The sequence below is a fragment of the Paraeggerthella hongkongensis genome (assembly GCF_003726035.1).
Lineage (GTDB): Bacteria > Actinomycetota > Coriobacteriia > Coriobacteriales > Eggerthellaceae > Paraeggerthella > Paraeggerthella hongkongensis.
In genome coordinates, this window is record NZ_QICD01000002.1 from 211,957 (window position 1) to 236,101 (window position 24,145).

Consider the following 24,145-nt stretch of genomic DNA (forward strand, 5'->3'; position numbering starts at 1 on the left):
CGAATAGCTATCGACCCGAAGCGTCGTTCCACCCTGCGGGGACTTCGAAGTCGTGACATGCGTTGCAGTACATCTGGGAAGCCTCATGCACGCCGTGACAGTTGCTGCAATCGATGGCTTCGCCCTGATGGGAACGATGCGGGTTCACCCCCGTCCGACCTCCCCAATCCTGCGTGGCAGCCACGACGCCCTCCCAGTCATGGCATCCGTTCTGCGTGCACATCTTCTTGTCGGCGGTAACGCCCGTCCGCGTGATGCGGCCCGATTCGTCGGTCTCGAAATCACCCGATACCCAGGCCACGCCCTCGGCCACCTGCTGTTCGATGTTAGCCTCGTGGCATTCCAGGCATGTCGCGTCGGCCCGTTGATGCACGTTCGCCAGCAACGCTTCGTCGTAGTAGTACCCCTCGACGTACGCATCCATCGGATCGTGGCAAATCGCGTTGCAGAAACCGGGCTGCTCATGCCAAACCCAGAAGCCCCCGCCCGCGGCAACCGCCACGATCGCCACGACCGCGACGACGATCGGCCATTTCTTCCTGCCCGTGCGCTTCCCGCTCGGCTGCTTGTCCTCCATAACCCCTCCTTCTCTCCCTTTAGTTCATCTTAGTTTCTTTTTTATTTCACTGATGAACTTTATAGGCGCATGCTAGCATCTTTAGAAGAACGATGAAACCTGCCTTTGACGAGCATGTCCGTTCTGTCAACAAGCCCTTCCCCCTAGAAAAGGCCGACGGTCTTCGCCGAGCGGAAAACGCGCACGGCGGCGACGCGCTCGCCCATCCGAAGGCCATCGAGTATTGACGTTTTGTCAAAAGTGTTGATTGACGGGTCGTCAACTAGGGGCGTATGCTGCGCTCATCAGGGGATCGACAACAGTTCGCCCGCTCCGAAAGCAAGGCTCAAGCCAGCGCCGAGGATCAAGCGACCGTCGACAAGGAGGAAACCATGGGCACGGCTCACGACAAAGCCGCACGAAACGCCCCGTCGGCTACGCGCCGCGCGGACATCGTGGCTGCCGCTCGCACGCTCTACGAGGAGCGCGGGCTTTCCAAAACCTCCGTCCAAGACATCACCGACCGCGTCGGCGTCACGCGCTCGCTGTTCTACCACTACTTCGCCGACAAGGAAGCCGTCACTTCGGCCGTGCTCGACGATTACGTTGCGGATTTCATCGAAGCCACGCATTATTGGAACGCGCAACGTCGCACGGGCGACATCGAGCATGCGCTATCGAGCGTAGTCAAGCTCATGCGCCTGGGCGTGTTCGAGCATGACGCGTTTCGCCGCTCGCTTGCTTCGCGGGAAAACGCGGCGCTCTACATCGACTTCGTGAACCGCGTGGCGGATCGGATCTCCTCCTACATCGTTGAAACCACGGTGCAGGATTACGGGGCGCGCCACCAGATCCGCATCGACCACGTGTACGAGACGTTCTACGTTCTCATATTGGGAATCGTGGGGTACTTGCGCACGCACCCCGAGGCCGACGACGAGGTGCTGAAGGATCTCATCGCGCAAACGCTGCATATGGATCGCGGGAGCGCGGAGCACGGCCAATCCGGCACCGGCTAAACGCCCCGGAAGCGGGACGACAACCAAGGAAGAAGCAGGTCGAAAGGCGACCTGTGCGAAGCATACCCGAAAGAAGGAGGGTTCCATGTTGTTCCAAGTGTACGGCGAGAACGCCGTGTACCAATGGCTCGGCTGGGCGATGGTCTTCATCTGCCTGATCCTGGTCAACGAAGTGGCGCGTCGTTCCAAGGCGGGGGGCGTGTTCTGCTTCCTGATCCTGCCCGCAGGGCTGACGGCGTACTTCATCGCCATCACCGTCGGCGCCATGTCGGGCGCGCAGTGGGCGCTCGACAACCCCACGCATCTGTACATGAACAGCTGGTTCCACTACGCGAAGCTGTACGCGGCGACCATCGGCTGCATCGGCTTCATGGCGCTCAAGTACAAGTGGGGAAAGATCGGCAAGTCGCATTGGTTCAAGTGCTTCCCGTTCGTCATCGTGGCCATCAACATTCTGATCGCCGTAGTAAGCGACTTCGAAAGCGCCATTCGCGCCTGGGGCACCACGTGGGTGTCCACCGAGGGCGTCACGCTTTACGGCGGCTGGCACAACGTGTTCAACGGCGTCGCGGGCATCTTGAACATCTTCGTCATGACCGGTTGGTTCGGCATCTACGTGTCCAAGAAGAAGCAGGACATGCTGTGGCCTGACATGACCTGGGTGTTCATCATCTCCTACGACATCTGGAACTTCTGCTACACCTACAACTGCCTGCCCACGCACTCCTGGTACTGCGGCTTGGCGCTGCTTCTGGCTCCCACCGTGGCGGCGATGCTGTGGAACAAGGGCGGCTGGATCCAGAACCGCGCGTTCACGCTGGCCATCTGGTGCATGTTCGCGCAGTGTTTCCCGCTGTTCCTGGACGACAGCGTGTTCGCCGTGCAGTCCGTGAACGACCCGAACGTGAACCTCGTCGTGTCGGTGCTGGCGCTGGCAGCGAACGTGGCCGCGCTGGGATACGTGGTGTACCGCAGCAAGAAGCTCGGCAGGAACCCCTACACCAACGAGATCTTCGTGGGAACGAAGGACTACGAGCAGGCTATGGCTCGCCGCGAGGACGCTCCGGCCCAAACGGTTTAGCATATCGTCGATCACAGGTTCCTTCCCCGAGGAGCGGCCCGGATTTCGGGCCGCTCCTTTTGCGCAAGGGCCGACATCGGACCGGAACGCAACGCCGCAACGCGCTGAAGACAATCGTTGCCAGGGGCTATTCGGGTACTGGCTTCGTCTTGCCGCACACCACTTTCACGCCCACAGGCAGCTCGTCGTTGTCAACGGTGCCCGCGCCGCCGCCGTCTTTGGCATCGACGGTGGAGAACGGCCATGACTCGATGCCGCCGAAATCATGCACGTGCGCATAGCCGAGCGCGGCCAATGCGGCGCTCGCTTCAGCCGAACGAGCTCCCGTACGGCAATAAACGAGCACGGGCGCATTCTTGTCCGGAGCCGCAGCGGCAGCCGACTCCGCGTCGATGGCGTCGTGAGGAAGCAAGCGCGCGTTCGCGATATGCGACGCGTCGTACTCCTCCTGCGTACGCACATCGAGCACGACCACGCGATTCGACGTCATGAGCTCGTGAGCCTCCATCGCCGTGACAACCCGCACAGCCGCCGCTTCCTCCCGACCGGCCTCGTCCGCCCCGACGGCGCATGAAGCCATCGTGAACGCCGCCGTCAAAGCCAGTGCTAAAGCCACCGCGCCGCTACGCATTCCCGCACTCCAGCTCGGCTCGCTGCGCCGAAGCGAGCATCGTAGACATGGGAAACGTCGCACCATGGCGCACTGCCGTAATCTCGGCCATCACCGACAACGCAATCTCAGCCGGCTCGCGACCCTTGAGGTCAAGACCGATAGGCCCGTACACCCGAGCAATGGCCTCGTCGCTATAGCCCTCGCGTACGAGTTGGCGATAACGCGACAACTGCGTGGTGCGGCGTCCGAGCGATCCGATGTAAAACGCTGGCGAATCAAGCCCAGCAGCCAGCGCGGGCACGTCGATCTTCGGGTCGTGCGTTAGCGCGCACAACGCCGTCGACGCATTGAGATGCAGCGTCTGAAACGCTTCTTGGGGCCAAGCGTGCACGAGTTGATCGACGAAGGGAAACCGCTCCTCGGTAGCAAACACGCCACGCGGATCCACCACGACCGTGCGATAACCCAGCATCTTGGCCATGCGTGTCAGATGGATGGCGATATGCACGCTACCAACGCACACGAGCTGGGGTTGCGGATTCATTCGCGCAAAAAATGCTGCACCCGCACCGATTCGCACGAGTCCTGCATCCTGCGTCGGTTCGCAAGAGCATACGCTGCGGGCAGCCTCCGCAAGCGCATCGCGCCCAAGCTGTTCCTCCACGTCGCGCGGCACAATCAACCGCCACCCTTCGCAGCCAAGAGCCGTAAAAGCCCGCAAGCCCACGCGCCCTTGCGCCGCAGGCGCATCGGGCGAGACCAGCAGGAAGTACGCGCCCACAACGCTCTCATTCGCCAACTCAGCAAAACTGACGCGCACGTACGGACGCTCGGCATCAAGTTCAACGCACTCCGCCTCGAACAGTGCACGATCCAGGCGCGATACGAGCACCTCGATGTTGCCACCGCACGACAACCCCACCTCCTGGGCGCGCACGGTAGAAGCATGAAAGCGCTCGAGGCAGCCGCCCTGGGAACTCTCAAGGCAATCGATCGCCATCTGAATGACGCTCCCTTCGATGCAGCCACCCGATACCGACCCGGCAATGCCGCCCCACGCGCTCACCGCCATCACCGACCCCGGAACGCGCGGCGAAGACCCCCAAGTCTTCGTCACCTGGGCCAGAGCTACGTCGCATCCGGCCTCGAACCATCGCGCCACGTCGTTTCGTATCTCGCGCATCTTCGTGCTCCTTTCAAACCGCTCCTGAACGTTCGCTCCTCTAGCACGCTTCGCTCAGCTGCCCGAGCCGCCTGCCGGGAGGTTCGCGGGCGGCTCGGGCAGCCGCTCCAGCGTCGAAACGCTGGAGCACGCTCCGCTAGCGAGCTTTATGGCAGCTCGTGCACTCTTCGTTCGAGAGATTCGCGGATTCATGGCTCAAAGGCTGCTTCGCCTTCGAGCTCTCGCCGCTGTGACAGCTAAGGCAGTCAGAGCCGTTGTCGCCATGCCCTATCGCAGGCGGTTCGCCGTCGATGCCGTACACGGGAGCGTACTCGCCCGCAGGCCCGTCAACGATGCCCTCCAAGGGCTCGAGGTTCTGGGAAACCACCCCGCCTACCGCGCCGCCTGCAATGCGCTCCTGCTGCAGCTCCTCTTCTTCAGAGCCCTCGATAGCCTTGCCGGACGTATGCTCCGCTTCCACTGCAGGATCGTAGGGTACGTACTCTCCAGCCACCGTCGTGTCGTTGCTTTTTTTCGCGGAGCCCTCTCCTTCGGAGACGTTCTGCGGCGCGCAGCTTGCAAGCCCGAAAACCAATGCTGTCGTCGCCAAGAGCGACGCGAACGTAACTTTTTTCCGCTCTACTTTCATAGTCTCTCCAATCATCGTTTACGCAGGTTGCTCGACTTGCAGCGCAGCATCGTCGAGCAACCTGGCAATATCTTCCAAACGCCGCTCCTCGCTGCCGACGAACACGAGGTCACGCGCAGGCAGCGTCAGGTCCGCTTCGAACTCTGCAGGAAACGAAGCTCCCTCTTCCAAGGTCACCACGCACACCGACCTGCGCGACGGCACCGCCCGGTACCGCGAAGCCACGTGCGAGGCAAAAGAAGGCTTCGCCATCTCCTTCTGCGACAAGACCTCGACCATAAGGTCGACGGGCCTGATCATCAACTTGTCGCGATCTGCAAGAAGCGGAATGCTCGCGATGCTCTCCAGCTCATAGAGCATGAGCACTCGATGAGCCAGTTGGTCCGCGCTGTTCCCTCCCAACGACATATCGCGCCGTCTTCTGATTCTCAATCCGTAAAAGTCGAGCTCGCGCGCAGGCTCGTTCTTGAATGCGAACAGCCGTCCGGATTTCGTCTCGAACACCGCATCGGGAATACGACGCTCAGGGCTGGTCACCTGATGCCCTACCACGATCCTTTCGGCAGGCGTGGCGAACGTTTGAACCGTATCGGGCGATTCGACAAGCCAGAAACGCACGGGATCCAACGCCGCGACAACGCCGAAATACGTCCAGAATTCGTAGGCGTAACGCGCAAGGGACGCATGCGCCCGGTCAAGCGCGCCGCATGCGTTCCGATACAAGGCGCGCTGGTCCTCCCCTGTCTGCAGGCAATCCATCACGCAGCAGAAAAGCGTCTTTTCAAGCGCACGTCGAGGGCTCTCGATGTAGTGTCCCACAGACGCCGGCAATGCGAGTTCCGACAATCCGGACGCGTCCTCTATGCGCTTCTTGACCGCTCGGCATCGAGCAGCAAGGCTCTCCGAGCGCGCAAGGTCGCTTCCAGCTGCCTCCTCTACCAGCCCTTCTTGGATTTCCGAAACCAACCGATAGAAGCCTTCTCGCGATGAAGGGGGGATCGCCAAACGCTCAGGCGTGCAGACGATCTCGTCGCTCCCGTCGACCATCGCGCGAACCGACCGCAGCGCGCGCCTCCATTCGAGAGCATCGTGCGTCATTGCGCTCACCCCCGTTCAGCGAGCTCGAGCAGGGTGCGCTTTACCATGGTGCGCGCTATCTCCACCTTGTATCCGTTTTTGCCCAAAGGCTTGCATACAGACACGGCTGCATCCGCCGCACGTTCGACCGATACGGCATCGATCCCTCGCGAAAGCTCAGCTTCAGCCTCCGCCGAACGCCAGGGAGCAGGATACACCCCTCCCAGCACCACGCGTACCGAACCGTCCTCCTGCTGAGCCACGGCGCAGTTGACCAAGGGGAAATCGATAGATTTGCGCAAGGCGAACTTCTGGAACGCGCTTTTCGGCGCCTTGGGAACCTTGAACTCGGTGACGACCTCGCCGTCTTCGAGCACGTTCGAACGGGTACCGCTCGCACGGAAGAACTCTTCCGCAGGAACCTCGCGATTCGTCGTCACCACCGTGGCCCCGAGGGCCGCCAACGCAGGAGCCGTGTCGTGCGAGCTCGATGCATAGCAACCGTCCTGGTCCCCGTAAATAGAATGGTAGCGATTGTCCCCGATGCGCGCCGGACACCAATCCCCGCCCTTTCGGATGCAGTGGAACCGATCGTCAGGCGTGCGGAAGTACCAGCAGCGATGCATCTGGCACGCATTGCCGCCGATCGTTCCCATGTGTCGTATGGTAGGAGACGCTGCGCGAGCGCACGCCTCGGCAAGGACCGGGCACCCGTTTTTCACCGTTTCGCTCTCGGCCACCTGCGCCAATGTGGCCAAGGCGCCGATGCGCAGCGCATTGCCGTCCTCTTTGATTTCGTCCATTCCCTCGATGGTCTTAATGTCAACCACCGTCTCAGGATAGGTCGGCAGTATCTCGTCCTTGAGCGTTCCCAAGATGTCCGTGCCGCCGGCAATGAGCACCGAGGCTCCGTTTTTCGTCTGGTTAGCCGCCTCTTTTGCCGAAGAGGCCTGCATATGCTTGAAGTGTTTCACGAAAACCTTCCTCCCTTACGCTTTGGCGTTGCTGTCAGAACCCGTCGTTCCCAAAGCCGAAAGCACCTTGTCGGGGGTGTAGGGCACCATGGGAATGAAGGATCCGATGGCGTTCTGAATCGCCAGACCCACCAATCCGGCATCGGCATGGGCATGCGCAACCCCGGTCGATCCGTACGCGCCGCCGCCGCAGCGCGTCTCCACGGGCACGGCGTTGATCACAGGCTGATCGAGCGCGGTGGGAACCTTGTAGTCGTACAGATTGCCGTTGAGCAGCACGCCTGTCCCCTCGTCCCAGATCAGCTCTTCGCGCAATGCCCGGCCCGATGCCATGGTCAGGGAATTCTCCAGCTGGCCGATGGCGGACGAAGGCCTGATCACCTTGCCGAAATCATGGGCTGAGCAGTAATCGAGAATATCCACCAAGCCCGTTTCGGGGTCGACGGCCACTTCGCAAAAGTCGACGTTCATCGTGCGTATGACGTCGTTTTGGAACGGAACCTTCGGCTTGCCGCAGTAGCCGACGGCAAGCTGACCGATGCCCACGAGCGAGACCCGCTTCGAAGGATCGGACTTGAGCGTGATCATGGAATCGATCAAATCCACTTCGTCGGGAGAAGCCCCGAGCAATGCAGAGCCAACCTGAAGTATCTGGGCCCTCAGCTGAACGGCTGCCTCTTTCGCGGCCCAGGTGCAGGTGGCGCCGCGATCGGCAGCATCGCCCTGCTGCCAGTTGTTGTAGTTCGGCGCGTAGTAGACGATGACGTCTTCCAGCTTCATGCCCATTTCTTCCGCGATGACCAGCTGGGCCGAATCAGGCCAGAACGTGCCGATGAGCGACTCGGCGTAGGGCATGTACACCTTTCCGTCGACGCCCATGCGCAAGTTGATGTTGTAGGATATCATTCCCCAGGTCATTGACCAGCATGCGCGACAAGCCACCCCGTGCAGGCGCCCGTCTTCGAGCGTGCGCTGGCCAGCCAGGTGCCATTTCTCATCCCATCCAAACGCTTCTTTGCCGGAAGCCATGCACGTCGACAGAGAGGGCTCGGTCACCTTCACGTTCTTCATGATGACGTCGGAAATCGGAATCCCCAACGTGTCCGCGATCTTGGCGAAGGCCAGGTTGACGGGCTCCCAATGATCTTTGCCGGGGTCAGCCGTCGTACATGCCCCGTTCGTCACGTAATAGGCCATTTCCGAGTATATGTTCGGACACGAGGTAGATTTGAATCCCTGCGCGTTCGCAGGAAGCACCAGGTGCCCGTGCGTCTTGTCTCCGTAACCGCCGCGCGCGCCGCTCTGATGCACGTTCTTCGACTGAACCGCCACCAAGGTTCCGTCCTTCTTGAAACCGATGCGCACCGTGAAATACGTTTGCGGCACTGCCGCGTCGAACGATTCTCGGCGGCTCTGAACGTAGCGGACCGGCACGCCGCCCAATCGCTTCGACAGCACGGGGGCAAACTGCGCTCCGCGCTTCTCCACAAAATCGCAATAGCGCGCTGCCATGTACGGTGACAGGGCGCGAAACTTGTCGGCATGCGACCCCAAGCCCATGAATGCGGAAACGATAGGGCCGTTGCTGGGGAAATGCGCGTGATTCGTGACATAGCACATCTTCTCCCCATCAGGATTGCCCCAAGGATCGTTGTCCCAGTACGAGAAGTACGCGGGCGGCATCGGTCGGAACTGGCTCCACATAGGGCGCCCGTACTCTACAACCTCAATGTAGTCAGCCTCTTTGAACCCTTCTTCGACGTTGCCGATTTCCCACTCGATAGGCGCGCCGAACGTGTTTCCCGTCATGTTCGAGTCGGGGTTCATTTCGGGACGCAAAATGGGCGCGCCCGGCTTCGCCGCCTCCCGAGGGTCGGTAACGAACGGAAGAACCTCCCATTCCACCTTGACCGCCTCGAGCGCGCGCTTGCACGTCTCCTCGTTGATAGCCACCACCACGCAGCCCACCTCGTCGCCTTCGAACTCGGCCTCGTCGCCAAGCAGGGGGCTGCGGCCGAACTCGAAGTAGCTCGGAACGTTGACGGGCATCGCAGCAAGTTCTTCATCTTCGTAGGTAAGGACGAGCTCGACGCCCTCCATCCGCTCCGCCCCGGAGATGTCCAAGCTCTTTACTTTCGCATGCCCGTACGGACTACGCAGCGCCATAGCCGTGAGCGTGCCCTCCATCCACAGATCGGTAGGGTACTTGGCCGCGCCCGAAACCATGTCCCATGATTGGCGTCCAGGATGGTCCCATGTGCCGACGACCTTGAAATCCTCGCGATCCTGGTTGGCTCCCTCAAGCTCCCAAACGCTCGTTTCGCCCATTAGTTACCCCCTTCGATGGCCGATGCGGCTTCCTGAATAGCCTCCACATGCCTCTTGTACGTTCCGCATCGGCAAATATTGCCAGCCAACTCGGCGCGAATCTGCTCCTCAGTTGGTTGCCCGTATTTTTCGATGATGTACTTCGCGACGGTGAACTGCCCGGGGGTGCAGTAGCCGCACTGCATGGCATCGTGCTTCGCGTACGCTTCAACCAAGGGCCTCCATCGCTCGTCGGCGGCGATGCCCTCGGACGTCTCGATCTGCTTGCCCGGGCATTCCACGACCAACGTGCTGCATGACAAGGCCGGTACGCCGTCGATGAGAACCGTGCACGAGCCGCACCCGCCCCGATCGCACATCTCCTTTGCGTTGCCGGTCAACCCGACCGCCTTGAGCAGGGTTTCGCGCAGGGTCCAATGCGGTTCTGCTTGCACTTTGACGACGTTCCCGTTGATCATGAGCTCGACGCATTGCGGCACGCCGGAGCTTGCGTCGGGATGCTCCTCCTCGAAATGCTTCACAAGAGCATCGTAGTCCGTGGTTTTCCGCCCGCATACGGGACAGGTGTACACGAAATCGGTCACCGTGACGGTTTCCGCTAGCGCGGTCTCCGGCGTACCGAGTATCGATCCGATCCCCAAGCCGGCCACGCCTGCTGCAAAGCCGGCCACCCCGCCAGCTTTGAGAAAGTCGCGACGAGTAACGTCGTAAGCCATCAGCTTGTCCTCCTCCTGATTCAGTGATCCCAATACTGTAAGGAACACTTTAAGGACGAGGCCCGCCGAGACGTATTACCCTACCAGGTACCGTTGCGGGTGATTTTAAAGCGAAGCGCGCTTCGAAGGGTCGGGAGAAGACGCCTATAGAACGCCTTGCTCGCGCAGCAGCGCAACCGCCTGCATTTTCGAATGCACGCCCAGCTTGGCATAGGTGTTCGAAAGATGCTTCTTCACCGTGTCGCGGGAGACGTACAAAGCCTCCGCCGCTTGCGCCACCGTATCGCCTGCGGCTATGCGGCGCATGACGGAAAGCTCCCGTTCGGTCAACGCTGCCTGTGGCGCCCGATTCCTCCCGTCGTCAAGCCCCAAACGAAGCAATTCCGCGTTTTGCCCCTCGAAGCCGCAAGCAAGAAGGCGCTCGGCGACCGGTCTTACATAGGCGGCGTTCTCGCAAAACGCCCCTTCGAGTCCTACGGCGACGGCCAGATCGGTCGCTTCGCTCAGATAATCCTCCGCACGCCGGAATTGAGCGACCTTCTCTGAGAATGCGGCCGCAACGCTCAGCGCCCGAACGCGCAGCGAGGGCATCTCTTTCGGAGCCCATTCGGCAAAGGAGCAGACCTCCTCGAAGTTCCCGATCCAATCAAGATGATAGGCGATCATGGCATTGAACAAGCGCTCGGATACCGTGCCGCCTTGCTCCTCGAGCTTCTCGACGGCGCGCTGGCGAAAGGAAGCGCACCAGTCTTTTACCATGGGAAGCGATGGGAACACGGAGACGGCGCCGATCTCGCTTTGAGCCATCGCCTCGAAAAACGCCTCCTTGGCACGAGGGTTTTTCGTGCAATACCCTATCTTGGCTGCGAGCGCCTCCAACTCCGCCCGCCTTACGAGCACGACGCCGTCGATAGACGTCTCCAACGCAACCCTGCGCTCTTCGAGCGCCCGCTCGAAGTCGTTCTCCTCGTACGCGCATTCCATCAGGGCAAGGTGGGCATATGCAAGCATGGGCTTGAATCGGCGGATCTCCTCATCGTACAGCTGCAAAGCGTTACGGGCGTTCATTCGCGCCTCGCCCATCAGCCCCAGATCGGCGCACGTCACCGCTAGGTTGCAGTAAGCCGAGCACGAGAGGTTTGCGTTGCCGATAGGAACTTGGAGCCGCACGGCCCGCGCCAGCTCCGCGCGCGCGGCAACAGGATCGTCGTACCACAGGGTGGCGGCATTGATCTGAAGCATCATGCCGCGCAGATAATGCTCGCTTTCCGGGAGGTGCCGCATCGCCGCGTCCACGTACGCCCGCATGCCGGAGCGGTCGCCGCGAAACGATGCGATATAGGCTTTTTGCGCCATGCAAAGCGCGAAAAGAAAATCCTGATCGTCGTGCAGGCGCCCGACAGCCGCCTGGATGAGCGCATCGGCACGCATGAAATCACCGGCGAGTGCAGCGGGCATCGCGAGCACCGCGCACAAAAGAGGGCTTGCCGTAATGGCCGCTTCGGGCATCGCGGAAGCCCATTGCCTCAAGGTCTTATGGGAGTCGTCCATGTACAGCTGCTGCCAGTGCGCGAGTATGACGTCGCGGACACTCTCGTAATCCCCCAACTCGGCGGAAATCTCCACCGCAGCGTCGAGAAAGCCGTTCTCTTCGTACCAATCGCGCGCGGCGCGCTTCACCCCCGCCGATTCCTCCGGAGCAAGACGGCCCAGACGTTCGCGCAGCACTTCGCTCAACAAGAGATGGTAGCGATACCAATCCTCCCCGTTCTTGCGCTCAAACCGTTCGGTGAACAGATCGTTATCGATCAAGAAGTCCACCTGTGCGGCAACTTCGGCGCGCGAAAGACCCGTGATACGCTCCGCAAGCGGCAGGCAAAACGACTCGACCGCCGACGTGCGCACCAAGAAGCGCTGGGTGTCCTCGCCCAGCACCGAGAACACCTCTTGGAAGAGGTATTCGCTCATACCGCGTTGAGCCTGCGCGAGCGCCTGGTCAAGATCGGTTTGGGGGCCGTTGCCGCACAGCAGAGCAACCAGCTTATCGCCGGCTGCCCAGCCTTGCGTAACCGAACGTATGAGGCGCACCTCGTCCTCGGTCGTCCTCACGCCCATCGATGCGAACAGGGCCCTCGTCTCGTCGAAGGAAAAACGCAGGTCGGCCTCGGTCAGCTCCGCAAGCTCGCCGACCACCTTCATCTTTGCAGTCGGGAAGAGCAAGGGCCGGCGCGAGGCAATGACGAAGTGCGCGTTGCCGGGCATGTGACGCAGCAGGTACTGAACGCTTTCAAGAACCTCCGGATGTTCCTGCGCTTCGTGAAAATCGTCGAGCACGCACGCGAACGTGCTTCCAAACTCCTCCATCTGAAGTATGAGCGAGTCGATGACAGGGCGGATGCCTTTGAAGTCCTCAGGTAATCTCACCTCGTCGAACGAGGGGCATATCCGTTGGTCAGCCATCCGCAAAGCAGCCGCAAGGTGCAGCCAAAAGCGCTCGAGCGGCGCGTCCTCCGCCTCGATCCGGTACCAGGCCACCGGCACGTCGGAAAGCGAAGCGACCCATGAGGACACCGCAGCGGTCTTGCCGTAACCCGCCGCCGACACCACCGAGGTGACCGGGCGCGCTAGAGCGCGCGACAGCTTCTCGCGCACCTCTGGTCGCTCGATGACGTTCGATGCTGGAGACGGGATGCTTATCTTCGAAGGAAGGACGATCCCTCCCCAGCCCCCTCTGGACGTTCCTTCGCGCACGCCGATCCCCCCGTCGTCTCGCGCCTAGCCTGCGTATCCCTATTGTAGCAAAGCGAGCGCTCGCTTCAGCACGATGAGAGGCAGCTCGACGCATCCACGTCGGGTGCGTCCGACCTCGAGCCCTCCCCAAAGCGCCAGCACGTCCTCGACAGACAGCGTCTCGGCTTCGCGCACGCGCATCCCCTCCACGCGCTGCATAAGCGCATCGGCGCACGCCGAGCACAGCGTGCAGGCGTAGCCGTCGAAGGCCGCCCGCTCTATCACGGCACCGTTTTCTCCTGACCGCACAGCCACGCGCACGCTCAGCATGTCGCCGCAAAAGGGATTGTCGCCCTGCGCTTCGGCGTCGTACAGTCCCGAGAAGCCCTTGCGCATCGGATGCGCTCCGCGCTCTTGAATCATTTCGTCATCTGCCCGCACGCCCCGTCCTTTCGACAAGAAGCGTCGCGGCACGCAGCAACGCATCCACATCCGCCTCGCTCGAGTAGCCTGCGAAACTGGCACGCACGCTTGCGCGCACGCCGAGGGCTGCATGAATCGGCTTGGCGCAATGATGCCCGGCGCGCACGAGCACGCCTTCGGCATCGAAGGCCGCACTTGCATCGTGAGGGTGCACGCCTTCCACCGCAAAACTCACCAGCGATGCGCAAGCGGAAGGCATCCCGCCCAGCACGCGCACGCCCGGCAGATCGCTCAACCCACGCTGGGCGCGGGACGCCAGCGCAGCCACGTGACGATGCACCGCCTCCATGCCCGCCTCCTCCAACATGGACAACGCCTCGTCCCATGCAACGGCAGCGGCGATGGCGGGCGTACCCGCCTCGAAACCCTGCGGACCGGACGCGGGCACGTAGCCGCGCGCGTCCACCCGAGCCGCCATCCCGCCTCCCCCGATGGCGGGCCTCATGCCTTCGAGAGCGCGCGGCGAGCACACAAGCGCACCGATACCGGTGAGCCCCATCATCTTATGCGCCGAAAGGACGTAGAAGTCGACAGGCAGGGTGGCCAGATCTACCGGCGCATGGGCAGCCGCCTGTGCACCGTCCAATGCAATAAAGGCACCCATGCGACGCGCATCGTCCAGAATACGGGGAAGATCGGGTTGCATCCAGCCGATGACGTTCGACTGCTGCACCAGCGCCACTACTTTAGGAGCGCGCGCAGCAATGCGGCACCAAGCTCCGTAATCGAGCCTGCCATCGGCTTTGACGGGTATCCAGGCCAGCTCGACCCCGCGGCGCTCGGCCAGCATCAGCCAACACACGATATTAGAGTGATGATTGTCTTCGGCCACGGCCACTATATCGCCCGGACGCAGCGCATGCTCCGCCCAGCACAGCGCCGCCAGGTTGAGCGACTCAGTGGCACCGTGCGTGAGCACGACGCGCGCCGAATCCTCTACCCCCAGGTAAGCCGCAAGATGCTCTCGCGCGCACTCATAGGCGTCGGTGGCCTCTTCGGCCAGTACATGCGCACCCCGATGAATATTGGCGCAGCTCGTATGCAGAAAGCGCGTTACAGCGTCGGTCACGCGCCGAGGCACAAGCGCGGTGGCTGCATTGTCGAGATACGCGAGCGCACGATCGCCGTCACGTCCGATGCGCCGTTCGAGTACGGGAAACTGAGCACGATCAAGCGGCGGAGCAGCGCACGGTTCAAACACGATGCGTCTCCCTTCCCTCCCGAGCGAACGCTTCGAGTCGCGCAAGATCTTGCGGCGTATCGACATCTTCGAACAGATCGACGTCGTCAAAATAGATATACCGAACGGGAAAGCTGGAATCGCGCCGAAACAGCGAGCGAGCTCCTTCGTCCCCTTCCAGCTTCGTCAGAGAGGAAAAGCAGCGCTTGTCGAACAAGCACGGATTCCCGCAGCGATTGCCGTTCGCGCTCAGATACGCCCCTGCCCTTCCGGCATCGTACTCGGTTAGGAGGGCATCCAGATGAGAAGCGGTCACAAAGGGCTGATCGGCGACCATGAGCAGGACAGCATCAAATCCCTCCGATGAGGCATGGCACACCGCCGTTTTCACCGATGAAGCCTGCCCGTTGCCCCACGAAGGATTATGCACCTCCTCAACGCCGGCGCATGCAATGGTAGCCGCCATCTCGCTACGGTACGCGCCCGTCACCACCGCAACGCCCTCCGCTGCGCACCCGATCGCAGCGTCGAGCGCGCGTTCGAGCAGCGTCGAGCCTGCGAACGGCAAGAGCAGCTTGCAGGCTCCCATGCGTTTGGACTCCCCCGCCGCAAGTACGCATGCGCACACGCGCGGAAACATCTGCATCGAATCCTCCTTTCCTCGCTGCAAGTGTAGGAGTCCCAACGCCGTGCGCGCATCACCCAAACGGGTAGTCTTTCAGAATACGAAAGACTATGCAGCAATGCCCAAACAGCGTTCGCATTGCCGGACCTCTCCTGATTCACTCGTTTTCGCATCCGGACGCAGCTGTGCCCAGGTACGCGGGTGCCTGTCGACCTGGGCGCAAATCGGGACCTGTGACACTATCGAACGGGAAAACGGTGCTGCAGGCGCATCTGGAAAAACCACCACCTGGGCTTTTATCGTTAAAGCGCCGTCGAGAAAGGGCGGATCGGGCGCACAGCGTGTCACAGGTCCCGATTTGCGCCCACAAACATCGCGCGCCCTCCCCCGTTCGTCGCAAGCGCCGCTAGGATCCGCAGCTCGGCGCGCGAGGCGAAAACCCCGGCAACGCTCGAGCGCGAACGCGAGTTTGCCAAAAGGCGCCCCGCTATTCTCTTCGCACGCAGAAGGACCCGCAGCACGTTCGCTGCGGGTCCTTCGGACATGCATGCTTTTGAAAGCGCTTACTTGTCGCGCGCGTCGCCCATCTTCTCGGCGAGGGCAGCCTGACCGGCGGCCAAGCGAGCCAGCGGCACGCGGTACGGCGAGCAGCTGACGTAGTCCAGACCGATCTTGTGGAACATCTTCACAGAGTCGGGATCGCCGCCGTGTTCGCCGCATACGCCGCACACGATGTCGGGATTGCCCTTGTGACCCAGCTCGACGCCCATCTCGACCAGCTTGGCAACGCCCGGATCGATGGTGGCGAAGGGGTTGTACGGCAACAGGCGCTCGGCCAGGTACTGCGGAACGAACTCGGCCTCCACGTCGTCGCGGCTGAACCCGAACGTCGTCTGGGTCAGGTCGTTCGTGCCGAAGCTGAAGAAGTCCGCCTGCGTGGCGATCTCGTCAGCGGTAACGGCAGCGCGCGGCAGCTCGATCATGGTGCCCACGGGGATGTCCAACTCGATGCCCTGCTCGGCGGCAACCTCGGCAATGGCCTCCTCGGCCACGCGACGCAGCTTCTCCAGCTCGGGAAGCACGGACACCAGCGGAATCATGATCTCGGGCTTCGGATCCAAGCCGCGCTTCTTGAGCTCGGCGCATGCCGTAGCGATGGCGCGAACCTGCATGACCGGCAGAATGGGATACACGATGCCCAAGCGGCAACCGCGCAGGCCCAGCATGGGGTTGGCCTCGCTCATCGAGTCGATCTGCTCCATAAGCTTGCGCTTCTCGGCGATGGTCGCCTTGTCGCCGCCGGTAGCCTCCAGCTTGGCAATTTCCACGTCAAGAGCGCGCGGGCTTTCCAGGAACTCGTGCAGCGGCGGATCGAGCAGGCGCACGATAACCGGCAGCCCGTCCATGGCTTCGAACATGCCCAGGAAGTCACCCGTCTGAGCAGCCAGAAGATCGTTCACAGCCTTCTCGCGCACGGCTTCGTCCTCATTCAGGATGAAGGTCTGGATGATCTGCTTGCGATCGCCCAGGAACATATGCTCGGTGCGGCACAGGCCAATGCCCGCAGCACCGAAGCCGCGGGACAGTTCAGCATCCTCGGGGTTGTCGGCATTGGCGCGCACGCCCAGCGTGCGGAACTCGTCAGCCCACTCCAGGATAGTGTCCAGGTCGCCGGTAAGCTCGGGAAGCACCAGGTCGACAGCGCCCAGCACCACGATGCCCGACGTGCCGTCGATGGAGATCATGTCGCCCTCGTTAATGACGACGTCGGTACCCATCACGATAGCCTGCTTCTTCTCGGCGTCGATGCGCAGCGCCTCCACGCCGCACACGCACGGAGTGCCCATGCCGCGCGCGATAACGGCAGCATGAGAGGTCTTGCCGCCGTGCGAGGTCAAGATGCCCTCGGCGGCGATCATGCCGGCCAGGTCGTCGGGGTTGGTCTCCCAGCGAACCAGCACGCACTTGCGACCGGCCTCGGAAACCTCTACAGCGTCCACCGCGGAGAACACGGCTTCGCCCACGGCAGCGCCCGGAGAGGCGTTCAGGCCGCGAGCCAGCACGTCGTAATCGGCATCCTTGTCGAACTGCGGGTGCAGCAGCTGATCGAGCTGATCGGGATCCACGCGCATGACGGCCTCCTCCTTCGAGATGAGGCCCTCCTTCTCCATTTCGATGGCGATATGCAGCGCGGCGGCCGCGGTGCGCTTGCCCACGCGGGTCTGCAGCATCCACAGCTTGCCCTGTTCGATGGTGAACTCGATATCGCACATGTCGCGGAAGTGGTTCTCAAGCGTCACGAACACTTCTTCCAGCTCGCGACCGGCCTCTTCCAGACCTGCGACCTCTTTGAGCTCGGCGATGGGGCTCGTGTTGCGGATGCCCGCCACCACGTCCTCGCCCTGCGCGTTCACCAGGTAGTCACCGTAGAATTCCTTGTCGCCGTTAGCGGGGTTGCGCGTGAACGCGACGCCCGTGGCGGAGGTGTTGCCCTTGTTGCCGAACACCATGGACTGCACGTTGACGGCAGTGCCCAGGTCGTCGGCGATCTTGTTCTGCTTGCGGTACAGCGTGGCGCGCGGGTTGTTCCAGCTGCCGAACACGGCCTCGATGGCAAGCTGCAGCTGAGCCATGGGGTCCTGCGGGAACTGCATCGCGCCGTCGACCATGAGGCTCGGATACGCCTCGGCGGAAACGTTCTCGGCGAAGATCTGCTTGAACTCGGCCACGAGCTCCTGTAGGTCTTCGGCGGTCAGGTCGGTGTCGGACGCCACGCCGCGCAGGTTCTTCATAGCGGTGATGGCGTTCTCGAACAGGTCGCCGTCCAAGCCCATGACCACGCCGGAGAACATCTGGATGAAGCGACGGTAGGAGTCCCATGCGAAGCGCGGGTTCTCGGTCTGCTTGATCAGGCCGTTGATGGACTGGTCGTTCAGGCCCAGGTTCAGCACGGTGTCCATCATGCCCGGCATGGACATGGGAGCGCCGGAGCGAACGGAAACAAGCAGGGGATCCTCGGCATCGCCGATCTTCTTGCCCATGCGGGTCTCAAGATCCTCGCGGTACTCGCGAATGGTGTCGAGCGCGCCTTCGGGCCAGGTGTTGCCGGCATTGGCGTACTCCATGCACGTCTGGCACGTGATGGTGAATCCCGGAGGTACGGGCAGGCCGATGTTGGCCATTTCAGCAAGGTTCGCACCCTTGCCGCCGAGGATCGCCTTCATGTTGGTGTTGCCCTCGGTCACGTTGTTGCCCTGAGCGTCCTTGCCGAACGCATAGACTCGCTTGACTTCTTCAGTCACTTTTTCTCCTTAACCCGAAGTGCTTTTCGTTACCGTTTCGAACCTTGAGTCACAGGTCTAGCCCATCATATCAGCCGATGGCGGATGAACGCGCTCATAGTAGCGCAAAATCTCTTGAGCGGTTTCCTCAACGGCTCGATTTTCGGTGTGAATGACAATGCAGCCGAGTTTGCGCATCAGGGCGCGCGCTTTCTCCAGATCCTGGTAGACGAACTCAGGATCGGCGTAGCGCGAAGCCACCCCGCCGGCACGGCCGAGCCTTCGCTGGCGGATGCTTACCAGCACTTCCGCCGTGGTCATAAGCCCGAACAGCCGGGTTCGCTCCACATCGAAGATCTCCTTCGGCGGCTCCGTCGAGGGATCGAGCGGGATGTTCGCCACCTTGTAGCCTTGCTGCGAAAGATAGATAGACGTCGGCGTTTTCGACGAGCGGGACACGCCCAAAAGCACGATGTCCGCCTGCGCGATCTCCTGCGGGTTGCGGCCGTCGTCGTGGGCGATGGTGAACTCGATGGCCTCGATCCGCCTGAAGTAGTACTGGTCGGCCACGTGCACGCTGCCCGGCGTCGTGGACGGGGCAAGCCCCGTCATGCGCGCGATGGCTCCCACCGCGCTCGTCATAAGATCGACGGCCACTACGTCGTCGCGCGAGGCGGCGTACTCCGCCAGCCTACGCGATAGACCGGCGTCCACCAGCGTGTAGAAGACCAGGATGCGCCCGTCCCCCGTACGCTGCCGGTGGAAAGCGCTGTGCTCGTCGATGAACGCCTCGATCTCCTCGAACGTGCGCGCCTTCGGCAGCACCTCGATAATGGGATTCGTGACGCCGAACTGGGCGGCGGCCGCACGGGCCACCGCCTGAGCCGTCAAGCCCACCGAATCGCTGATCACGTGAATGGTGGGCAGCGGCGTCGCGTTCTCGTGAACGATGAAATCGCCCATGGCGCTACTTGGCCGACTTCGCCATCTTGCCGAAATCCGCCACGTGGGCGAACACGGCCACGAAACGGTTCAGCAAGCGCAGGCGGTTCTCGCGCACCGCCTGGTCCTCGTCCATGATCATGACGTCCTCGAAGAAGGCATCGATCGGCGCGCGCAGGGCCGAAAGCGCGGCGAGCGCGGCGGCGTAGTCGTCGGCGGCAAGAGCTTCGGACACACGTGCGGCGGCCTCGTCAGCTGCAGACAGGAGCGCACGCTCCGCATCAGCCGTCAGGGCCTCGTCCACGTCGGAGCCCAGTTTCGCGTCGCGCAGGTTGTTTGCGCGAGCGTACGCGATGGCCAGGTTGTCGAATGCGTCGGGAGCGTTGGTGCGAGCCGCCTCGAGCGCGCGGGTGCGGGCGATGATCTGCGCCGGCTCCTCTACGCCCGTAGCCAACACGGCGTCCACTGCATCGGGCGAGCAGCCGCCGTCGCGCAGCATGACTTTCGTGCGCGTGACGAAGAAGTCCGACACCTCGGCGCGAACCGCGTCCCGATCGAACTCCACGCCGGCCGCCTGGTAAGTGGACAGCGCCGCATCGATGGCGGCCGTCAGGGAAACGGGAAGGCCGCCTTCGAGCATGGCAACGATGCCGATAGCGCTGCGGCGCAACGCGAACGGGTCGGAAGATCCGGTCGGGCCCTGGCCCACCGCGAACAAGCCGCAGATGGTGTCCAGCTTGTCGGCCGTCGCCACGATCTTGCCCACGTTGGACGCGGGCGGCTCGTCGCCGGAGAAGCGGGGACGGTAGTGATCGGCGATCGCACGCGCCACCTGGGCGCTCTCGTTCGCAGCCTCGGCGTAGTACGAGCCCATGATGCCCTGGACGCTGGTGAACTCCACCACGGCGTTCGTCACCAGGTCGGCCTTGGCCAGATACGCAGCGCGCTCGGCGTCGGCGGCGTCGGCTTCGGAAAGCCCCGCGTCGCAAGCCAGGTGCTTCGCCAGCGCCACGATGCGGTCGGTCTTCGCCTTCATGGTGCCGAGCGTTTCCTGGAACACCACCTCGTCCAAATGATCGACGTACGCCTCGAGCGGACGCTTGAGATCCTCTTCGTAGAAGAACTTGGCGTCGGAGAGGCGCGCGCGCACCACGCGCTCGTTGCCGTCGATGATGGTGGAGGCATGCGCCGGGTCGCCGTTGCTCACCACGATGAAGTTGTTGGTCAGCTTGTCGTTCGCATCGTACAGCGGGAAGTAGCGCTGATGCATGAGCATCGCATCCACGATGATCTCCTCCGGCACGCGCAGGAACTCCTCGTCGAAGGTTCCCACCAGCACGGTCGGCTGCTCGCAGAGGTTCGTGACCTCCAGCAGGGTCTTCTCGGGCAGCTCGGCGCGAGCGCCCGTCTGTGCCTCGGCCTGCGCCACGCCTACTCGAATAACCTGCTCGCGCGCTTGCTCGCTCGTCACCACATGGGCAGCCTCGACAACGCCCAGAAGATCGGCGGCCGTGGCCACCTCATGCGGGCCGGGAGCCAAGAAGCGATGGCCGCGCGTCAGGCTGCCGGCAGTCAAGCCCGCGAAGGAAACGGGGATCACGCGCTCGTCCAGCATGGCCACAAGCCAGCGCACCGGACGCGAGAAATACTCGCTCGTGGTGCCCCAGCGGCAGGACTTCGGCCACGAGATGCCCTCGATCACGCCCTCCAGCACGCCGGGCAACAGCTCGGCCACGTCGCGCGCGGGAACGCTCCTCGTGGCGAACACGTACTCCACGCCATGCTCCTCGCGGCGCTCAAGCGCATCGACATCGACGCCCTTGCCGCGCGCGAAACCAGCCGCGGCCTTCGTCGGGTTGCCGTCGGCATCGAACGCGATCTTAGCGGACGGACCGCGAAACACCTCGTCAAGAGCCTCGGTCGTATCGGCCACATCGGACACCATCGCGATCAGGCGGCGGGGCGTAGTATAGATGGCCACGTCGCCGTGCGGTATGCGCACTTCGTCGAGCGCGGCCGGAACCAGCTTCTCAAGCTGAAGCGTTGCCTTGTGCAGATCGAACGCCGGAATCTCCTCGGTGCCGATCTCGAATGCGAGCGTATGCAGAATGCTCATCGTACCTCCTCCTTTCCTGCCTCGACGTCTTCGGCAGGCTTGATGCCCACCACGTGCTCCATATAGCTTGCGCACACGGCCTTCGCCAGCGTGCGAACGCGCAGGATGTAGGCCATGCGCTCGGTTGCAGAGATCACGCCGCGCGCGTCGAGCAGGTTGAAGGTGTGGCAGCACTTGAGCACGCTGTCGTAAGCGGGCAGCGGCAAATCAGCCTCGAGCGTGCGCTTGCACTCGGCTTCGCGCTCGTTGAACTCCTGGAACAGGAAGTCGGTGTCGGCCACTTCGAAGTTGAACTTGGAGTACTGGCGCTCGTTTTCCAGGTACACGTCGCCGTACGTGAACGTCACCCCGTCGGCACCCCGGCTCCACACGATGTCGAACATGCTGTCCACGCCCTGCACGAACATGGTCAAGCGCTCCAGGCCGTAGGCGATCTCCACCGGGACCGGGCTGCACTCGAAGCCGCCGACCTGCTGGAAGTAGGTGAACTGGGTCACCTCCATGCCGTCGATCCACACCTCCCAGCCAAGGCCCCAGGCGCCCAGCGTCGGGCTTTCCCAGTCGTCCTCCACGAAGCGGACGTCGTGCGCGTCCACGTCGATGCCGATGGCGCGCAAGCTGCCCAGGTACAGGTCCTGGATGTTGTCGGGCGAGGGCTTCATGAGCACCTGGAACTGGAAGTAGTGCTGGGTGCGGTTGGGGTTCTCGCCGTAACGGCCGTCGGTAGGGCGGCGGCTGCCCTGCACGTAGGCCGTGCGCCACGTGTCGGGTCCCAGCGAGCGAAGCGTGGTGGCGGGCGCGTTGGTGCCGGCACCCACCTCGTTGTCGTAAGGCTGCAGGATAACGCAGCCTGCGTTTGCCCAGTAGCGCTGCAGGTTCATGATGACGTCCTGGAACGTCGGCGGCAGCTGATCGGCGGCCCCCTGCTGCTGCGCCAAAGCGTTTGCAGTTTCGGTTGACATGGCTCTCCTTGTCCTCGTACGGAATCCCTCAGTGTGTTCGAACGCCCGCTATTCCAGCAGGCCGAAATTGCTCAAAGGCCAGTACACCAGCGCCCCCCGACCCGTGACCGAGCTGACCGGCACGGCGCCGAAGAAACGCGAGTCCTGCGAGTTGGTCCTATTGTCGCCCATCACCCAGATGAACCCCTCCGGAACCGTGTAGGGATAGGTGATGTCGCTTGCCAGCGGATACGACGGCAAGCCGTTGGTGTAAGGCTCGGAAAGCGCTCGGCCGTCCACGTAGACCAGGCCGCTGTCATCGACGGCGACCGTCTGCCCGCCCACGGCGATGCAGCGCTTGATCAGGACGCGCCCGGGAATCTCGGGATCCTGAAACGTTACGATGTCGCCCGGCGCAGGCTCACGGAAATAGTAGCTCACCTTTTCGGAGAACACCATGTCCCCCGTCATGATAGTCTCTTCCATGGAACCGGAAGGAATCTCGTACGGCTGGAACACGTAGGTCCTCAGCAACCACGACAGCCCGAAGACGAAGGCCACCATGATGACCAGGCTGAAAAACGACCTGAGTATGCTCGGACGCTGATGATCGGCGTGCTGACCGGAATTCATGAAGCCTGCTTATCCTTTCGATGCGGGCGCGTGGAGCCCGAATGAGATCACGAGTGCCTATGATAGCGCGTCCGAGCGACGCACCCGACCCGTTCGACAAAGTTTGCAGAAAAATCCCGATCACCGGGCGAAAGAGGAAGCGGCAAAGAGGCGCGGGGCTCAAGCTTCCGGGAAAAACGTCGCACGCCGGATACAACCGGCGCCTCCCCTTCGTCCGCTTGCCCGTACGCGAATGCGACCAGCGCGGCGAACGCGCGCAAACCGTCCTCGCTGGCAGGTTTGCGCGGTTTGGGTTGTCGCCCTACAGGGCGTTGAGGAATTTCCTATCCTCCGAAGACAAGTCCACGGCGTCAAGCAAGTCAGGGCGCAAGCGATAAGTGCGCTCCAGGCTGCATTCGCGACGCCAGCGAGCCACGGCTGCGTGGTTTCCCGACAAAAGAACCGGCGGAACCTCCATACCGCGAAACGAAGCCGGACGCGTATACTGGGGATACTCCAAAAGGCCGTCGGCGAAACTCTCGCCGAGAGCACCCGTCTCGGCCCCCAACACGCCCGGAACCTTGCGCACCACGGCGTCGATGACCACCATGGACGCCAGTTCGCCGCTCGTGAGCACGTAATCGCCCAGCGATATCACGCGATCAGCCAGCGTGTAGGCGCGCTCGTCGATGCCTTCGTAATGGCCGCACACGAACAGCAAGCGGTCTTCCTGCGCCAACTCGCACGCCAGCGCATCGTCGAAAGGAGCCCCATGCGGACTCAGGAAAATCGTGCAGGGGCGCGCAGAATGCTTGGCTACGATGTCGTCGTGCGCCTCGAAGATGGGCGCGCATTTCATGACCAGCCCGTCGCCGCCGCCGTACGGGTCGTCGTCGGTAGTGCGATGCCTGTCGTGCGTCCAATCCCGCAGATCGTGCGCTTTGAACTCAAGGATGCCCTTCTCCTGCGCTATGCGCATCATGGAAGAGCCCATAACGGAATCGTACATAGAGGGAAACGTCGAGAGCGTCTCGATGATCACGGAAGGGTCCTTTCAGGC

General features: G+C 62.4%; 20 protein-coding genes. 2 read left to right on the top strand and 18 right to left on the bottom strand.

What is annotated here, in order from left to right; all coding sequences use genetic code 11:
• Window positions 1-7 precede the first annotated feature (7 nt).
• Complete coding sequence (locus DMP08_RS02285) at window positions 8-577, bottom strand: cytochrome c3 family protein (RefSeq protein WP_123191373.1); 570 nt, start codon at window positions 575-577, stop codon at window positions 8-10.
• 371 nt (window positions 578-948) lie between these two features.
• Here DMP08_RS02285 and DMP08_RS02290 point away from each other — a divergent pair, with 371 nt between their 5' ends.
• Both DMP08_RS02290 and DMP08_RS02295 read left to right on the top strand, forming a co-directional pair.
• Window positions 949-1,575 (top strand): TetR/AcrR family transcriptional regulator, encoded by a 627-nt coding sequence (locus tag DMP08_RS02290; protein ID WP_123191374.1) that lies wholly within the window; start codon window positions 949-951, stop codon window positions 1,573-1,575.
• 85 nt (window positions 1,576-1,660) lie between these two features.
• Complete coding sequence (locus DMP08_RS02295) at window positions 1,661-2,656, top strand: DUF5692 family protein (protein WP_123191375.1); 996 nt, start codon at window positions 1,661-1,663, stop codon at window positions 2,654-2,656.
• Window positions 2,657-2,783: 127 nt separating this feature from the next.
• Here the strand turns inward: DMP08_RS02295 and DMP08_RS02300 are convergent, their stop codons facing one another.
• The 17 genes from DMP08_RS02300 to trmD form a co-directional block, all read right to left on the bottom strand.
• Window positions 2,784-3,287, bottom strand: a complete 504-nt coding sequence (locus DMP08_RS02300) for a rhodanese-like domain-containing protein (RefSeq protein ID WP_161555402.1) — start codon at window positions 3,285-3,287, stop codon at window positions 2,784-2,786.
• Entirely contained in the window at window positions 3,280-4,452 is a 1,173-nt protein-coding gene (locus DMP08_RS02305; protein WP_123191377.1) for an XdhC family protein, read from the bottom strand. Before DMP08_RS02305 ends, DMP08_RS02300 begins: the two co-directional genes overlap by 8 nt.
• A gap of 136 nt (window positions 4,453-4,588) precedes the next feature.
• On the bottom strand, window positions 4,589-5,080 hold the full coding sequence (locus DMP08_RS02310; protein ID WP_123191378.1) for a hypothetical protein: 492 nt from the start codon (window positions 5,078-5,080) through the stop codon (window positions 4,589-4,591).
• A gap of 18 nt (window positions 5,081-5,098) precedes the next feature.
• On the bottom strand, window positions 5,099-6,178 hold the full coding sequence (locus DMP08_RS02315) for a hypothetical protein (RefSeq protein WP_123191379.1): 1,080 nt from the start codon (window positions 6,176-6,178) through the stop codon (window positions 5,099-5,101).
• Window positions 6,179-6,183: 5 nt separating this feature from the next.
• Window positions 6,184-7,131, bottom strand: coding sequence for an FAD binding domain-containing protein (locus DMP08_RS02320; RefSeq protein WP_123191380.1), 948 nt, complete (start codon window positions 7,129-7,131; stop codon window positions 6,184-6,186).
• A gap of 15 nt (window positions 7,132-7,146) precedes the next feature.
• Window positions 7,147-9,459 carry a xanthine dehydrogenase family protein molybdopterin-binding subunit gene (locus DMP08_RS02325; protein ID WP_123191381.1) on the bottom strand — a complete coding sequence of 771 codons (2,313 nt, stop codon included), beginning with the start codon at window positions 9,457-9,459 and terminating at the stop codon, window positions 7,147-7,149.
• Window positions 9,459-10,175, bottom strand: a complete 717-nt coding sequence (locus tag DMP08_RS02330) for a 2Fe-2S iron-sulfur cluster-binding protein (RefSeq protein WP_123191382.1) — start codon at window positions 10,173-10,175, stop codon at window positions 9,459-9,461. Before DMP08_RS02330 ends, DMP08_RS02325 begins: the two co-directional genes overlap by 1 nt.
• A 144-nt stretch (window positions 10,176-10,319) precedes the next feature.
• Window positions 10,320-12,926, bottom strand: coding sequence for a winged helix-turn-helix domain-containing protein (locus DMP08_RS02335; RefSeq protein WP_148042320.1), 2,607 nt, complete (start codon window positions 12,924-12,926; stop codon window positions 10,320-10,322).
• 39 nt (window positions 12,927-12,965) lie between these two features.
• On the bottom strand, window positions 12,966-13,346 hold the full coding sequence (locus DMP08_RS02340; protein WP_161555403.1) for an iron-sulfur cluster assembly scaffold protein: 381 nt from the start codon (window positions 13,344-13,346) through the stop codon (window positions 12,966-12,968).
• Window positions 13,333-14,589, bottom strand: a complete 1,257-nt coding sequence (locus tag DMP08_RS02345) for an aminotransferase class V-fold PLP-dependent enzyme (protein WP_161555404.1) — start codon at window positions 14,587-14,589, stop codon at window positions 13,333-13,335. Before DMP08_RS02345 ends, DMP08_RS02340 begins: the two co-directional genes overlap by 14 nt.
• Window positions 14,582-15,214 (bottom strand): nucleotidyltransferase family protein, encoded by a 633-nt coding sequence (locus tag DMP08_RS02350; protein ID WP_123191386.1) that lies wholly within the window; start codon window positions 15,212-15,214, stop codon window positions 14,582-14,584. The genes DMP08_RS02345 and DMP08_RS02350 overlap by 8 nt, the downstream gene beginning before the upstream one ends.
• A 542-nt stretch (window positions 15,215-15,756) precedes the next feature.
• The gene (gene ppdK / locus DMP08_RS02360; RefSeq protein WP_123191388.1) at window positions 15,757-18,495 is read right to left on the bottom strand and encodes a pyruvate, phosphate dikinase; all 2,739 of its coding nucleotides are present in this window, start codon (window positions 18,493-18,495) and stop codon (window positions 15,757-15,759) included.
• Window positions 18,496-18,552: 57 nt separating this feature from the next.
• Window positions 18,553-19,437 (bottom strand): pyruvate, water dikinase regulatory protein, encoded by an 885-nt coding sequence (locus DMP08_RS02365; protein ID WP_123191389.1) that lies wholly within the window; start codon window positions 19,435-19,437, stop codon window positions 18,553-18,555.
• Window positions 19,438-19,441: 4 nt separating this feature from the next.
• Entirely contained in the window at window positions 19,442-21,532 is a 2,091-nt protein-coding gene (glyS, locus tag DMP08_RS02370) for a glycine--tRNA ligase subunit beta (RefSeq protein WP_123191390.1), read from the bottom strand.
• The gene (locus tag DMP08_RS02375; RefSeq protein ID WP_123191391.1) at window positions 21,529-22,494 is read right to left on the bottom strand and encodes a glycine--tRNA ligase subunit alpha; all 966 of its coding nucleotides are present in this window, start codon (window positions 22,492-22,494) and stop codon (window positions 21,529-21,531) included. Before DMP08_RS02375 ends, glyS begins: the two co-directional genes overlap by 4 nt.
• 48 nt (window positions 22,495-22,542) lie before the next feature.
• Window positions 22,543-23,106, bottom strand: a complete 564-nt coding sequence (lepB, locus tag DMP08_RS02380; RefSeq protein WP_123191392.1) for a signal peptidase I — start codon at window positions 23,104-23,106, stop codon at window positions 22,543-22,545.
• A gap of 301 nt (window positions 23,107-23,407) precedes the next feature.
• Window positions 23,408-24,127 (bottom strand): tRNA (guanosine(37)-N1)-methyltransferase TrmD, encoded by a 720-nt coding sequence (gene trmD, locus DMP08_RS02385; protein ID WP_123191393.1) that lies wholly within the window; start codon window positions 24,125-24,127, stop codon window positions 23,408-23,410.
• Window positions 24,128-24,145: the final 18 nt, after the last annotated feature.

Coding starts and splice junctions, on each gene's coding strand:
- DMP08_RS02310 (WP_123191378.1), bottom strand. CDS start 5,080: ATGAAAGTAGAGCGGAAAAAAGTTACGTTCGCGTCGCTCTTGGCGACG.
- DMP08_RS02285 (WP_123191373.1), bottom strand. CDS start 577: ATGGAGGACAAGCAGCCGAGCGGGAAGCGCACGGGCAGGAAGAAATGG.
- lepB (WP_123191392.1), bottom strand. CDS start 23,106: ATGAATTCCGGTCAGCACGCCGATCATCAGCGTCCGAGCATACTCAGG.
- glyS (WP_123191390.1), bottom strand. CDS start 21,532: ATGAGCATTCTGCATACGCTCGCATTCGAGATCGGCACCGAGGAGATT.
- DMP08_RS02295 (WP_123191375.1), top strand. CDS start 1,661: ATGTTGTTCCAAGTGTACGGCGAGAACGCCGTGTACCAATGGCTCGGC.
- DMP08_RS02350 (WP_123191386.1), bottom strand. CDS start 15,214: ATGCAGATGTTTCCGCGCGTGTGCGCATGCGTACTTGCGGCGGGGGAG.
- DMP08_RS02315 (WP_123191379.1), bottom strand. CDS start 6,178: ATGACGCACGATGCTCTCGAATGGAGGCGCGCGCTGCGGTCGGTTCGC.
- DMP08_RS02290 (WP_123191374.1), top strand. CDS start 949: ATGGGCACGGCTCACGACAAAGCCGCACGAAACGCCCCGTCGGCTACG.
- DMP08_RS02375 (WP_123191391.1), bottom strand. CDS start 22,494: ATGTCAACCGAAACTGCAAACGCTTTGGCGCAGCAGCAGGGGGCCGCC.
- DMP08_RS02325 (WP_123191381.1), bottom strand. CDS start 9,459: ATGGGCGAAACGAGCGTTTGGGAGCTTGAGGGAGCCAACCAGGATCGC.
- DMP08_RS02365 (WP_123191389.1), bottom strand. CDS start 19,437: ATGGGCGATTTCATCGTTCACGAGAACGCGACGCCGCTGCCCACCATT.
- DMP08_RS02300 (WP_161555402.1), bottom strand. CDS start 3,287: ATGCGTAGCGGCGCGGTGGCTTTAGCACTGGCTTTGACGGCGGCGTTC.
- DMP08_RS02330 (WP_123191382.1), bottom strand. CDS start 10,175: ATGGCTTACGACGTTACTCGTCGCGACTTTCTCAAAGCTGGCGGGGTG.
- DMP08_RS02305 (WP_123191377.1), bottom strand. CDS start 4,452: ATGCGCGAGATACGAAACGACGTGGCGCGATGGTTCGAGGCCGGATGC.